At 50.4% G+C, this 13,147-nt stretch carries 13 protein-coding genes; all 13 read left to right on the top strand.

Features of this window, described 5'->3' with window-relative positions:
- Nucleotides 1-126: 126 nt before the first annotated feature.
- The 13 genes from fliF to fliR all read left to right on the top strand — a co-directional run bounded on the left by fliF (nucleotide 127) and on the right by fliR (nucleotide 10,816).
- Nucleotides 127-1,776 (top strand): flagellar basal-body MS-ring/collar protein FliF, encoded by a 1,650-nt coding sequence (gene fliF / locus BM427_RS23675; RefSeq protein ID WP_090126782.1) that lies wholly within the window; start codon nucleotides 127-129, stop codon nucleotides 1,774-1,776.
- The gene (gene fliG / locus BM427_RS23670) at nucleotides 1,776-2,765 is read left to right on the top strand and encodes a flagellar motor switch protein FliG (protein ID WP_090126779.1); all 990 of its coding nucleotides are present in this window, start codon (nucleotides 1,776-1,778) and stop codon (nucleotides 2,763-2,765) included. Before fliF ends, fliG begins: the two co-directional genes overlap by 1 nt.
- A complete protein-coding gene (locus tag BM427_RS23665) occupies nucleotides 2,752-3,462 on the top strand; it encodes a flagellar assembly protein FliH (protein ID WP_167518530.1) in 711 nt (236 codons plus the stop codon). Before fliG ends, BM427_RS23665 begins: the two co-directional genes overlap by 14 nt.
- Complete coding sequence (fliI, locus tag BM427_RS23660; protein WP_090126773.1) at nucleotides 3,462-4,832, top strand: flagellar protein export ATPase FliI; 1,371 nt, start codon at nucleotides 3,462-3,464, stop codon at nucleotides 4,830-4,832. The genes BM427_RS23665 and fliI overlap by 1 nt, the downstream gene beginning before the upstream one ends.
- A 31-nt stretch (nucleotides 4,833-4,863) precedes the next feature.
- Entirely contained in the window at nucleotides 4,864-5,295 is a 432-nt protein-coding gene (gene fliJ / locus BM427_RS23655; RefSeq protein WP_244316621.1) for a flagellar export protein FliJ, read from the top strand.
- On the top strand, nucleotides 5,292-6,524 hold the full coding sequence (locus tag BM427_RS23650; protein ID WP_244316604.1) for a flagellar hook-length control protein FliK: 1,233 nt from the start codon (nucleotides 5,292-5,294) through the stop codon (nucleotides 6,522-6,524). The genes fliJ and BM427_RS23650 overlap by 4 nt, the downstream gene beginning before the upstream one ends.
- Nucleotides 6,525-6,666: 142 nt before the next feature.
- Complete coding sequence (gene fliL, locus BM427_RS23645) at nucleotides 6,667-7,176, top strand: flagellar basal body-associated protein FliL (protein WP_090126767.1); 510 nt, start codon at nucleotides 6,667-6,669, stop codon at nucleotides 7,174-7,176.
- Between the two features lie 5 nt (nucleotides 7,177-7,181).
- Nucleotides 7,182-8,180, top strand: coding sequence for a flagellar motor switch protein FliM (fliM, locus tag BM427_RS23640; RefSeq protein ID WP_090126764.1), 999 nt, complete (start codon nucleotides 7,182-7,184; stop codon nucleotides 8,178-8,180).
- Between the two features lie 4 nt (nucleotides 8,181-8,184).
- Complete coding sequence (fliN, locus tag BM427_RS23635; protein ID WP_090126761.1) at nucleotides 8,185-8,589, top strand: flagellar motor switch protein FliN; 405 nt, start codon at nucleotides 8,185-8,187, stop codon at nucleotides 8,587-8,589.
- A gap of 68 nt (nucleotides 8,590-8,657) precedes the next feature.
- Nucleotides 8,658-8,996, top strand: a complete 339-nt coding sequence (gene fliO / locus BM427_RS23630; RefSeq protein WP_167518528.1) for a flagellar biosynthetic protein FliO — start codon at nucleotides 8,658-8,660, stop codon at nucleotides 8,994-8,996.
- Nucleotides 8,993-9,745 (top strand): flagellar type III secretion system pore protein FliP, encoded by a 753-nt coding sequence (fliP, locus tag BM427_RS23625; protein ID WP_090126755.1) that lies wholly within the window; start codon nucleotides 8,993-8,995, stop codon nucleotides 9,743-9,745. The genes fliO and fliP overlap by 4 nt, the downstream gene beginning before the upstream one ends.
- Before the next feature lie 13 nt (nucleotides 9,746-9,758).
- Nucleotides 9,759-10,028, top strand: a complete 270-nt coding sequence (fliQ, locus tag BM427_RS23620; RefSeq protein ID WP_090126753.1) for a flagellar biosynthesis protein FliQ — start codon at nucleotides 9,759-9,761, stop codon at nucleotides 10,026-10,028.
- A gap of 2 nt (nucleotides 10,029-10,030) precedes the next feature.
- Nucleotides 10,031-10,816, top strand: coding sequence for a flagellar biosynthetic protein FliR (gene fliR, locus BM427_RS23615; RefSeq protein ID WP_090126750.1), 786 nt, complete (start codon nucleotides 10,031-10,033; stop codon nucleotides 10,814-10,816).
- Nucleotides 10,817-13,147 lie beyond the last annotated feature (2,331 nt).

Below are 13,147 nucleotides of genomic sequence, written 5' to 3'. Positions count from 1 at the left end.
ATAATACCCGGCCTGATTTATTTGTCCTTGGATGCTGTGACGGCATGAGTGCTTACCAATGAATGGCGCATCTGAATTTAATGTTTCGTTCATATTGGGTCATTATAATTTTTACAGGAACATGGCATGAATGCCGCAACTAACGGTAATAACAAGAATACAATGGACAGTCTGATTGCTGTCCTTGGGCGCGTTCGTTCGAATCCCCGAGTTATATTTATTATTTCTGCTGCCGCCGCGCTGTCTATTATTATTGCGCTGCTTTTTTGGGCTAAAACCCCTGATTATCGCGTGCTGTACAGTAATATCAGCGATCGTGATGGCGGCGAGATTGTGACCCAACTGACGAAAATGAATGTGTCCTACCGTTTTGATGAGCGGCAGGGGGCTATTATGGTTCCGGAAGAACAGGTTTACGATCTGCGACTAAAACTGGCTCAGCAAGGATTACCTAAAGGCGGGTCGGTAGGGTTTGAGCTACTGGATCAAGAAAAGTTTGGTATCAGCCAATTCAGTGAGCAAATTAACTTTCAGCGTGCGCTGGAAGGGGAGCTCTCCCGCACTATTGATACTCTGGGGCCGGTAAAAAGTTCACGCGTGCATCTGGCGATGCCGAAAGAGTCCCTTTTTGTGCAGGAGAAGAGGCCACCTTCAGCCTCAGTTACGCTCAATCTGGTAGGGGGGCGCACCCTGGATGAAGGACAGGTTAGCGCCATTACCCATCTGGTATCCAGTGCCGTACCTGGCATGTCTGCCGATAACGTCACTATCGTCGATCAGAATGGGCATCTGCTAACGCAAAGCGGTGACCGGGCCACGCAGACGTCACAGCTTAATTACACCAGCGAGGTTGAAAACGATTATCAAAATCGTATTCAGGCCATCCTGGCCCCCATTGTGGGGAGTAATAACGTGCGGGCGCAGGTGACTGCTAAAATCGATTTCTCTACCAATGAACAGACCGCAGAACTGTATCAGCCGAATAACTCTTCGGATAAGCGATCCATCCGTAGTCGCCAGACGAGCGGTAGTGAGCAGGGCGGAAAAGAGGCCGTTGGTGGAGTACCTGGCGCGTTGAGTAATCAGCCGCTGGAGTCGGCATCGGCGCCGATCGATCAGGCAAAGCCTGCAACGTCAGATTCCTCCGCTGTTAAACGCGTTCCCTACAGCAATCACAATGATGAAACCGTCAACTACGAGCTTGATCGCACGTTAACACATACGCGCCAGAGCCCCGGTGGTGTCGAACGCCTCTCCGCGGCGGTTGTGGTCAACTACATGGTCGGAAAAGATGGCAAACCTGTCGCACTGAACAAAGAGCAGATGGATCAAATCAACACGCTGGTGAAAGAGGCGATGGGATTTTCATCGCAGCGTGGCGATACCCTGAGCGTGGTTAACTCACCGTTCAGCGACTCCGATGACGACGTTGCCGTTCCGCTCTGGAAGCAGCCGGACCTCATTAATATGTTGCTGGAGGTTGCACGCTATCTGTTTATTGCGCTGGTGGCCTGGATTCTCTGGCGCAAAGCGGTACAGCCTTTCTGGATTAAACATCAGGAACTGGCGCTTCAGCGGCTTGAACTGGAGAAAGAGGCTCGCCAGGCGGCACTGGATGCCCAGAACCGTAAAAACGAAAACATTGAGAAAGAGAAGGCGCAGCAGCGGGTGGATACTGAAATCACGACGCAGCATTTGCGAAACCTTGCAGAGCAGGAGCCTCATGTTCTTGCCGCTGTGATTCGTAAGTGGCTTATTAGGGAGAAGAAGTCGTAATGAACGCAGCTGATAAATGTGCCATGGTGATGCTCACATTGGGTGATGAATGTGCGGCTGAAGTATTCAAGCACCTCAATTCGCACGAGGTGACCCAGATAAGTAGCGCCATGTTTAACATGAACGGCATCACGCATGATAGCCTGGCCACCGTGATGAAAGAATTTGAGCGCGACGTATCCGATTTTGCGGCGCTGGACTTCAACACTAACGATTACCTGCGCAATGTGCTGGTAAAAGCGTTGGGTGAGGAGCGCGCTTCCAGCCTGCTGGAGGATCTGCTTGATTCTCATTCCAATAATGTTAATGGCCTCGAAACGCTGAACTTCATGGAACCTCAGATGGTCTTTGACGTTATCCGTGAGGAACATCCGCAGATTATTGCCACCATTCTGGTCCATCTCAAGCGTGGGCAGGCTGCCGATGTGCTGGCAAAATTTGACGATAAGGAACGTAACGACATTATGCTGCGTATCGCCACGTTTGGCGGCGTGCAGCCTGCTGCCTTGCAGGAACTCACCGAAGTATTGAATAACATGCTGACCGGCCAGAATATGAAGCGCAGCAAAATGGGTGGCGTGCGGCCTGCGGCCGAGATCCTCAACCTGATGAAGTCGAATCAGGAAGAGGTGGCTATCGACGCGGTACGTGAGTTTGACCACGAACTGGCGCAGAAGATTATTGATGAAATGTTCCTGTTCGAAAACCTCGTCGAGATCGAAGATCGCAGCCTCCAGCGTCTGCTACAGGATATCGAAAATGAATCTTTGCTCATTGCTCTTAAAGGCGCTGAACAGCCACTGCGCGACGCCTTCTTCCGCAATATGTCGAAGCGTCAGGCAGACATCATGAGAGACGACCTCAATTCACGTGGTCCGGTGCGTATGTCTCAGGTGGAAGCCGAACAGAAAAATATCCTGATGATTGCTCGTCGCCTGGCGGATGCGGGTGAAATTGTCATTGGCGGAGGTGACGATGTCTACGTCTGATCGCGACTGGCGACTCTGGCAGCCTGAAAGCCTGCTGGACAGTTTTGAGTCGCCGGTTATTGAACCTTCGCAAACGGATGCTCTGGCTGTGGTTGATCCCGCGTCAGAAGCGCAATTCCAGGCCGAGCTTGCCCGTCTGCGCCAGCAGGCAGAGCGGGAAGGATATGCGACAGGTGAGCGCAACGGTCTGGAAGAGGGACAGACCAGGGGCTATCGCGAAGGGTTCAATCATGGGCGGGCAGAGGGACTGGCGCAGGGCACGGCAGAAGCGAATACCCAGCAACGGGCGTTAATCAGCCGTTTTACCCTGTTGGTCGATGAGTTTCAGGCCGCTCTGGACAGTCTTGACAGCGTTATCCCCGCGCGGCTGGTTCAGCTCTCCCTGAATGCGGTACGTTCGATGCTGGGTAAGCAAATTGTCTGTGATACCTCGGTGCTGTTGGAGAAGATTCGCCAGCTACTACAGGAGAACTTACAATTTACCAACCAAATTGAACTATGGGTCAGCGACGAAGATTTGCCTATGGTGCAGGAGCATCTGGGTGAAATGCTTCAAGGGCGTGGCTGGGCGCTGCATGCCGACGCGAAAATGGTACCCGGAGGTTGTCGCATTACGGCAGAGGAGGGTGAACTGGACGGTTCGCTTTCCGCGAACTGGCAAATGCTTTGTAATTTGGCCATGGAAGATTACCACTGATGACCACGCGCTTTAAACACTGGCTGGACGCGATTGTGCAGTGCGAGCGGCAGATCATGACGCTTCCACCATACCAACAGTACGGCAAATTGCTGCGTGCGACCGGGCTGGTGATGGAAGCCGTTGGGCTTAAGTTACCGATAGGGACGCTATGCCTTATTGAGCGGGAGTCCGGCGGCGAGACGGCGTTTGTCGAGGGCGAAGTCGTTGGTTTTAACGATCGTATCCTCTATTTGATGCCGCTGGAAAATGTTGAAGGTATTCTGCCTGGTGCTCGTGTTTTCACCCCGCCAGGCACCATGACAAGCGGCAAGCAGCTTCCACTAGGCCCTGGGCTGCTGGGCCGCGTGCTGGACGCCAGAGCCCATCCGCTGGATGGCCTGCCTTTACCAGCCAACCAGCCGCTGGGGTCACTTTTTACTGCGCCCTTTAATCCACTGCTGCGCGATCCAATTAAAGATGTGCTGGATGTTGGCGTCAGGGCAATTAATGGTTTATTGACCGTTGGCCGTGGGCAGCGGATGGGGTTGTTTGCCGGTTCCGGAGTGGGAAAAAGCGTGCTGCTGGGGATGATGGCGCGCTATACCAAAGCGGATGTGATTGTCGTGGGGCTGATTGGCGAACGTGGTCGCGAGGTCAAAGATTTTATCGAGAATATTCTGGGGCAACAGGGACTGAGTCGCTCTGTCGTTATTGCCGCGCCCGCCGACGTTTCGCCGATATTACGTATGCAGGGTGCGCTCTATGCTACGCGCATTGCTGAAGATTTCCGCGATCGCGGCATGGATGTGCTGCTGATTATGGATTCATTGACGCGCTATGCGATGGCGCAGCGAGAGATCGCACTGGCGATCGGTGAACCCCCGGCGACCAAAGGCTATCCGCCCTCGGTGTTCGCCAAATTACCTGCGCTGGTTGAACGGGCGGGGAACGGCGTAAAAGGGGGCGGGTCAATCACCGCATTCTATACGGTACTGACCGAAGGCGACGATCAGCAGGATCCGGTTGCGGATTCCGCTCGCGCTATTCTTGATGGTCACGTCGTACTGTCGCGTCGTCTGGCCGAGTCGGGGCACTATCCGGCTATCGATATTGAAGCCTCTATCAGTCGCGCAATGACAGAGCTGATCGCGCCAGCCCATTACAAGAAAGTCCAGCGTTTCAAACAGCTTCTTTCCGCTTATCAACGCAATCGCGATCTGATAAGCGTTGGTGCTTACGCCTCTGGGAGTGATCCCATCCTGGATGAAGCGATCGCGCTCTATCCGCAGCTTGAAAGCTACCTGCAGCAGGGCATTTTTGAGAGCAGTGAGTATCAACCCTCATTTGAACAACTGGAATCTCTTTTTCCTGAAAAAACCGATTTGTAAGTGAGTATTTGACATGGCACAACGTTCTGTGATGGACCTGCTGCGCGAAAGGGCGGAAGACAAGCTGAATGACGCCACCCTGCAATTAGGCAAGGTACGTCAGACTTATGAGAAGGCCCGGGCTGAGCTGACTCAGCTGCAGTGTTATCAGCAGGAATATCAGCAAGAGCTAGTGGCCAGAAAGCAGGGGAAAGGCCTTGCTGTCACGCATCTTCTCAGCTACCAGTTTTTTATTAATTCGTTAAATCAGGTGGTTGAGCAGTGTAGTGTGCGCGTGGCGAGCTGCGAGGATTCTGTTACTCAGGCGCTTAGCGACTGGAAAAATGACAGTCGGCGGTTAAATGCCTTCACCACGCTAAAATGCCGTGCTGATGATATTGCAAAGTTGAACGAGAGTCGTCAGGAACAAAAGCTGATGGATGAGTTTGCCAGCCAGATCTTTTTAAGGAAAAAATCCGCATGATGGTTGCAAAAATACCGGCCGTCAGTCCGCTGGCTGAGGGGACGCCAGCGTCGGGCGAAATGTTAAACGATGGACAGGCGTTCACCAGCCTTCTCAATGAGAAGACATCTGCAATGGGGCCAGCGACTGTGCCAGCGAGCAATGGACTGGTTGACAGGCTGAAAAGATTCGCTGCAGAAGAGTCAACTGATGACGCGGATTCACCAGAGGCCGATATGTCTGGGGAGTCGTTGCTGGCATTATTGAATCAGACCCTGGAGGAGCGGGAAGCCACGGCTGCGGGAGATGCGAAAAAAGGTAAAGCCGCGCCGGGTGATGATGTCGTTCAGCCTTTGCCACAGGCGATTACAGCCGATGTAGTACAGCCACAGCCTGCAACTACTGTATTGTCGGGTGAGGCTGCGCAAGTATCATCAGACGGGATGCCGGCGCCTTTCAGCGAGGATCGGGTTGCGGGGCTCGATATAAATAAAGCTGACAGTAATGCACTACCCGTTACTGGAGTTAACATCAATCCGACCTTTCATTCTCTGCCTGCAGGTAGCGGTGACAATGCGTCGCAAACCGAGCCAGGGGCTTCGCTGGCAGTCGAACAAAGCCAGCTGACCAGCACTCCGGCAATGAAGACACCGTTTTCGGGACTGGAAAATCAGGGGCTTATGGCAAAGGTCAACGCGGACCGTCATGAGGCGAGTCAGGAATCATTGAAACCAGATTTGACATTGTCAGCGCCCGCTCCATCCCGCTCTGACAACAGTACAATCAATGCGGATAGTACGCTTAATACGGGAGTTCTGAATCAGGAAATGGGCACGCCAGGATGGCAGCAATCGCTGGGCCAGCAGATTGCCTGTTTCACGCGCAATGGCGTCCAACATGCCGAACTGCGCCTGCACCCCGAAGAGCTGGGTTCACTCCAGGTCAATCTGCAGCTCAAAAATGATCAGGCACAGTTGCACTTCGTTTCAGATAGCCATCAGGTCCGCGCCGCCATTGAGGCTGCAGTGCCGCATTTGCGTACTTCGCTGGCCGAGTCGGGAATTGAGCTGAGTCAGAGCAGTGTTGACAGCGGTACATCCTCCTGGAGTGATTCATCGCAGCAGGAGAAGTCTTCACAACAAAATTTTGTCAGACAGGATCAACCCGAGGCGCTGTCATTTGTCGGCGATAATGTTGAAACTTCTTCCACAACAGTAAGTTATAACCTTGGCGTTAATACTTTTGCCTAGTCGCCTCGTTTATTCGGGGAATTGTTGGCAGTAATTTTAACTTTTACATCAATTACCTCGGTGACAGATATAATAGAATGCTGCTCATCGGGGCAATTGCTTAATTGACCTGGCTGAATTATAAACGGGACTTCGTTACATAATGCCGAAAACAAAACAGAAAGTATCCGGCAACGGAAAAAAACACTCTTTTATTTTTTTGATGATGGTGTTAATCATCCTTGGGTTAGCAGCACTGGTCGGGTACGTGTTTTATCAGATGCATATTATTCAATCGGCACAACAGGCAGAGATAACAAAATCTTCGTCTGCGAAAAAAAACGTGCCGGCGCCCTCGCCGATCTATATTTCACTGGATACCTTTACGGTTAGTCTTAAACCCGGTGAAAACGATGGCGATCGCGTTTTATATATAGGTTTAACTTTGCAACTAAAAGATGAAAGCAGCAAACTGCTGCTGCAACAATTTATGCCTGAAGTGCGGAGTCGGCTGTTATTACTTTTTTCTCGGCAAACTGGCGATGAGCTGGCAACGGATAATGGAAAAATTGAGTTAATCAATAAAATAAAAAACGCTGTTAACCTTCCACTCGCGAACCAGCAAAGTGTGATGGTTACCGATGTATTATTGAATGCATTTATACTACGGTAAATTTTATGTCCGACAGTCTATTATCTCAGGCTGAGATTGATCATCTTTTAAATGGTGGCAGTAGTACAGAAAATGAAAGTGCCCAGGAATCACTGGGCACTGATGAGATCCGGCCCTATGATCCTAACACCCAACGTCGTGTTATTCGCGAGCGTTTGCAGTCGCTTGAAATAATTAATGAGCGATTTGCTCGTCAGTTTCGTATGGATATGTTTAATTTGCTGCGCCGTAATCCTGATGTTACTGCGGGCAATATCAGAATACAGCCTTACCACGAGTTCGCGCGTAATCTGCCAGTGCCGACAAATCTTAATTTAGTGCATATGAATCCGCTACGTGGAACCGCACTCTTTGCTTTTTCACCGCAGATGGTATCGATGGCTGTCGATAATTTGTTTGGTGGTGACGGGCGTTTCCCGACCAAAGTGGACGGTCGGGATTTTACGCCAACTGAGCAGCGTATTATCAGGCGTATTATGTCGATGGCGCAGCAGTCCTACGACGAAGCCTGGAGTTCTATTTATAAACTTCAGACCGAATATGTACGTTCTGAAACGCAGATCAAATTTACCAATATTACATCGTCACCCAATGATATTGTGATAACGACACCTTTTTCTGTTGAAATTGGTTCGCATAGCGGTGAGCTACATATCTGTATTCCTTTTAGCATTATTGAGCCACTTCGGGAACTGTTAACAAATCCGCCGCTTGAAAACTCCAGGCAAGAAAATCAGCAGTGGCATAATACTCTGGCTGTGCAGGTCCGCGACACCGAGCTGGATTTGGTCGCCAGACTGGCAGAGATTCCCTCTCATATCTCCCGAGTTATGACGTTACAGAAAGGGGACGTAATTCCTCTGGATAAACCAGAGATCGTTGATGTTTTTGCGGATGGTCACCCTGTCTTTTCCGGTAAATATGGCCAGCTTAATAAGCAAATGGCGATTAAAGTTGAAAAAATTTTCACCCCCTCTCTACTAACTTTTAATAAGGAGAAATAACTAAATGAGTGCTACCAATCCGCCCTCAGAGGCCGGCGAGCAGTCTGTTGACGATCTCTGGGGAGAGGCGATGAGCGAACAGCTGTCGACCGAAAACGGCGACACCGCGCCGGTTTCCTCAAGAAACGATCAAATGATGAACGCGTTAGAGGATCTTAATCTGGTGCTGGATATCCCGGTAAAAATGACCGTGGAGCTGGGACGTACCAAGATGACGATTAAAGAACTGCTGCGTTTGAGTTTGGGCTCTGTCGTTCCTCTGGAAGGGTTAGCGGGTGAGCCGCTGGATATTTTGATTAACGGCTATCTGATTGCCCAGGGCGAAGTCGTGGTAGTCTCCGATAAATTTGGCGTGCGCATTACCGATATTATTACGCCTTCAGAAAGAATGCAGCGTCTGAGTCGATAATGAATCAACCGCTGCAATCTCAACTCCCTATGGCCTCTCAGTTTGCCGCGCCGATATCTGCGGGCTCGATGCTGATGAATTTAACCGGCGCGCTGGCAGTCGTTCTGATGCTAATTCTCGCCATTGCCTGGCTGGTACGGCGCAGCGGATGGTGTAGCGCGCTGATGAAAGACAAGACTCTTCTGACTGTGAAGTGTAGCCAGTCATTAGGTCAGCGTGAGCGTGTCGTGGTGGTGGAAGTTGACCAGCGCTGGTTATTGCTCGGGGTCACGCCCGGCGCTGTCACTTTTCTTACCGAAATCGAAAGAGACGCGGAGAGTTCAGAGACGGCAGCTCATCCAGCGACAGACGGCTTTCAGCAAGCTTTGACGAAGGCCTTCACCACTAAGCACAGGAACGATCTATGAGCAGAATTCTACGCTTTGCTTTTCGTTTTCTGCCCTGTTTTCTACTGGTGATGCTACCTTCTCATGCGGTCCTGGCAGCAGGCGGTGATGTTGTGATTGGTCATGGTGCGCATGGCGAAAGCTGGTCGTTACCGGTACAGACGCTGGTGTTGCTGACGTCACTGACTTTATTGCCCGCCGTCCTGTTAATGATGACCGGTTTTACCCGCATTATTATCGTACTGGGCCTTCTGCGTAATGCGCTCGGTACCGGGTCGTCACCGCCAAATCAGGTGCTGTTGGGGCTGGCATTGTTCCTGACCTTTTTTGTTATGTCGCCGGTTTTTTCGCAAGTCTATGATAATGCCTGGCTGCCTCTGTCGCAGGATAAAATCAGCATTCAGGAGGCGCTGGATAAAGGTGCATTGCCGATGCGCAATTTTATGTTTGAACAGACGCGTGAAACCGATCTTGCACTTTTTACTCGCATCGCCAAACAGCCTGCCTATAACAGCCGGGATGACGTCCCCATGCGTATTCTGTTGCCAGCGTTTGTGACCAGCGAACTAAAAAGTGGTTTTCAAATTGGGTTTACCATATTTGTGCCTTTTTTAATTATTGATCTGGTCGTTGCCAGCGTGCTGATGGCTTTAGGTATGATGATGGTGCCGCCGGCAACGATGTCACTGCCTTTTAAGCTGATGCTCTTTGTTCTGGTAGATGGCTGGCAGTTAATTCTTGGTTCACTGGCACAGAGTTTCTATAGCTAAGTAAGGTACTACTATGACCCCAGAAAGCGTAATGGGACTAGGTTTCCAGGCCATAAAGGTTGCGTTAACCGTAGCCGCACCTTTGCTGTTTTGCTCAATGCTGACAGGGCTACTTGTGAGTATATTGCAGGCATCAACACAGATTAATGAATCGACCCTTTCATTCATTCCCAAAGTGCTGACGGTCATTGTGGTCATTATCGCGATTGGCCCGTGGATGATGGGAACGTTAATGGACTATATGCGATCGGTATTTAATAATATCCCCAATGTAATTCGTTAGATATGCAGAGCTTTTTATTACCCGATCTCTACAACCTCCTCAGTCACTATTTCTGGCCTCTGGTCCGCACCCTGGCATTATTCAGTACGGCACCCATCTTTAGTGAAAAAACGGCGGTAAAAAAAGTGAAGATCGGTCTGGCCGTGCTGATTGCATTTTTACTTGGGCCAAATCTACCAGACGCGCATATTGTGCTGTGGTCCATCGATGGACTTTGGGTCACCGCTAAACAGATCATTATCGGTACGTCTATCGGTTTGACCATGCAGTTTATTTTTGCTGCTATGCGCAATGCGGGTGAGATTATCGGTCTACAGATGGGGCTCTCATTTGCCTCATTTTTTGATCCTTCCGGCAACCAGACGATGCCGGTACTTGGCAGTATTATGAATGTGCTGTTCACCTTATTGTTTCTGGCATTTAATGGTCATCTGTATCTGATTGATGTGCTGACGGAGAGTTTTACGTTATTGCCGGTGAATGCCGCGCCTCTCAGCGACGGTGGATTTTACCTTCTACTACAAACGGCTGGGGTTATTTTTAGCTGTGGGTTAAAGGTCGGTATGCCGATGATTACTCTGCTTCTGGCGCTTAATCTGACGCTGGGCTTGTTGAACCGCCTGACGCCACAGCTGTCGATATTTGTTATCGGCTTTCCGCTTTCTATCGCCGTTGGGATGGGGGCCTTTTTGTTAATGATGTACAACTTCGGGCCTATCTTTTACGATTTGATGAACGATACCTTCCGTCATCTGGGTAACATTCTCTCCGCTTTTAGCTGGGTCTGAGCCCGCAAATGCGGCCTGGCTTTTTGTTAAGATAAGTCCAGGCTTATTTATTTAATGAAGGTAGTAAATGCCTGACGCTCAGATATTACTCCGCTGAATTACTAATAGACTACCGCGTTTGTATGCATTCATTCTACCGGATGAATGCATACTGGAATTACTCTGGAAGCTGACCTCGCAGCCGTTATTCTGGCCCGATGCGGGATTATGGGAAGTCCATGTCACCGTCCGAAATGCCCGGAGGAGCGGGCTACCATTCGTTCTGCTCATTACGGATTGCCGGCATCATTTCGTCCCAGACCATCGCAGGAGATACCCTACGGGTAAAAGCCGACGTTTATTATTTAGCCCTGTGCCCTGTGGGTGCTCCCTACAGAATTCGGGTAGTTATTGGCACGTCAACGTGGCAGTCAGGACGGATGACAGGGGCCCGGCTTTCGCCTTAGTGTTGACAGTTACGTGAGTGTTGAGCGTTGAGTCTGATGGAGTGGTCCAGGAGACAGGCGATGTACTAATGTGGTTAGCATCGGGTTGAACTAAGACGTCGGCCGACCCGCCGAGATGAAGGACCCCGGAGGAGTCCATATCCGGGCTTGTAAAGCGGACGGTGCCATTCGATGTGCCGGAGACACCAATGTGGTGGTCGCTAGTCCCCGGGTTCAGGTTCCCCATGGCAGAGTCGTTGACGGTGGAGGTACAAGATGGCTTCAAAGTGATGTCCCACACCCTCTTGGTAACGCCGTTGGCCTGATAGTCGCAGGTTATGGTAGGAGGTGTATTCGACGTGGCAGTTGCTGTAAGGAAAATAGTTGAAATATTGCTCACTTGCACCCACACGTCTAAGTCTAAGTCAATGGACTGCGGATACCAATTATCCGCATATCTTAGTTTAGCGGTACCTTCTGGGGAAACGTTGCACATAATGTCGTTACCTGATGTTTTGTTCGGCTCGAATGATGTCGTTGCGGTAGTTTGGCTCGTCAGATCGGCATTCGCCATCACCGCCAAGGGTAACATGAATAGTATGGGGAGAATTCGTTTCATTTAGTCAACATTTGCAGTGTATTCCTCATCGGCGTGTTACCCCCGTAGGGGTCACTCGCACGTCAGAGAAGTTGATAGTCAGGCTCAGGGAGCACTGCATACACGCAGTAGCCCCTTAGCCCATGATGCCCATCGCGCCTCGTACGCCTGCACCCGCTTAGAGGCTGCCTCATGAGACATCCCCCTGCACGGGCCTGCTCATAAAGCCGCACGCGCCGTTCGCGATGAGTGTTTAATGCCCGGAGAGCGATGGAGGGCCCCTCAGCCCCGAACCAGATGCCCGGCCAGTCAAAACCGCTGCATACCCGGCCGGTCTGTGTCTTATCCGGATGGCATTCAAAGCCGCCCATTTGCTGATTGAAATAAGCCCTTTCAGTCCAGGTTGTGCGCCTGAGAAAAGTAAAACATCGGATAAATAGGGTTATTAAATACAAAAGCGCTTCTCAGACCTTTATTCTGTAAAATAAACCCCGGATAACATCAGGTGTTTTCCAGGCGTGAATAGCTACTGTAGTTACGTTGAGGAGGATAATAACCAAAAACCTAATCGATCGGAAATGCCGATCAATACCCTGGGTTTGATAGAGAATATTGCGCAGCGTGTTAATGAGAGGTTTCTTATGCCTTATACTTCAAAGCCAACGAAGCTATAATCTTCTGATAAATAAAACAAAATGATTCACTTTATAGTTGTTAATATATTTGTGAGACCTGGTAAAGAAACTTACTCATAACAATATTCCTACTGATATCAACATATTAAATACCGTGTTGTTTGGTGTTTGTTTACGAAATTGTTTAGTGGAGGGAGATTAATTGAATAAACTATGCCTGAATAGCTGCGCATACTCACCGCCATGCTGATGTTGCACCGGCTGAACGATCCGGATATATAGTCCACAGGAACAGGTAAAGCGGACGTGGCAGTAATGGCGTTTTTAGATTATCAGTTTGTTTTCTGCCGCAAAATGGCCCCAGAAATTGAGGCCGTCATGTCAGCCGGGTCGAACGTACACTATCATCCCCGGGCGGCTCTACACGCTGCGATGCCCGTATCCAGGCCTGGCGCAGTGAAAAAACATTCAGCTTCGGTGACAGTATCCGCTCCTTCCGGCTTTTCACCGGAAAATTCCAACCTCATCCCTCCCGCGTCAGCCAGACCACGGTGGCATCAGCCGTTATTCTGGCCCGATGCGGGATTATGGGAAGTCCATGTCACCGTCCGAAATGCCCGGAGGAACGGGCTGCCATTCGTTCTGCTCATTACGGATTGCCGGCATCATTTCG

Origin of the sequence: Kosakonia arachidis, from assembly GCF_900116535.1 — a bacterium.
GTDB classification, from domain to species: domain Bacteria; phylum Pseudomonadota; class Gammaproteobacteria; order Enterobacterales; family Enterobacteriaceae; genus Kosakonia; species Kosakonia arachidis.
Note: the sequence above shows the minus strand (reverse complement) of the source record. Positions and strands in the feature narration are given on the sequence as shown.

Coding starts and splice junctions, on each gene's coding strand:
- fliF (WP_090126782.1), top strand. CDS start 127: ATGAATGCCGCAACTAACGGTAATAACAAGAATACAATGGACAGTCTG.
- fliG (WP_090126779.1), top strand. CDS start 1,776: ATGAACGCAGCTGATAAATGTGCCATGGTGATGCTCACATTGGGTGAT.
- BM427_RS23665 (WP_167518530.1), top strand. CDS start 2,752: ATGTCTACGTCTGATCGCGACTGGCGACTCTGGCAGCCTGAAAGCCTG.
- fliI (WP_090126773.1), top strand. CDS start 3,462: ATGACCACGCGCTTTAAACACTGGCTGGACGCGATTGTGCAGTGCGAG.
- fliJ (WP_244316621.1), top strand. CDS start 4,864: ATGGACCTGCTGCGCGAAAGGGCGGAAGACAAGCTGAATGACGCCACC.
- BM427_RS23650 (WP_244316604.1), top strand. CDS start 5,292: ATGATGGTTGCAAAAATACCGGCCGTCAGTCCGCTGGCTGAGGGGACG.
- fliL (WP_090126767.1), top strand. CDS start 6,667: ATGCCGAAAACAAAACAGAAAGTATCCGGCAACGGAAAAAAACACTCT.
- fliM (WP_090126764.1), top strand. CDS start 7,182: ATGTCCGACAGTCTATTATCTCAGGCTGAGATTGATCATCTTTTAAAT.
- fliN (WP_090126761.1), top strand. CDS start 8,185: ATGAGTGCTACCAATCCGCCCTCAGAGGCCGGCGAGCAGTCTGTTGAC.
- fliO (WP_167518528.1), top strand. CDS start 8,658: ATGCTGATGAATTTAACCGGCGCGCTGGCAGTCGTTCTGATGCTAATT.
- fliP (WP_090126755.1), top strand. CDS start 8,993: ATGAGCAGAATTCTACGCTTTGCTTTTCGTTTTCTGCCCTGTTTTCTA.
- fliQ (WP_090126753.1), top strand. CDS start 9,759: ATGACCCCAGAAAGCGTAATGGGACTAGGTTTCCAGGCCATAAAGGTT.
- fliR (WP_090126750.1), top strand. CDS start 10,031: ATGCAGAGCTTTTTATTACCCGATCTCTACAACCTCCTCAGTCACTAT.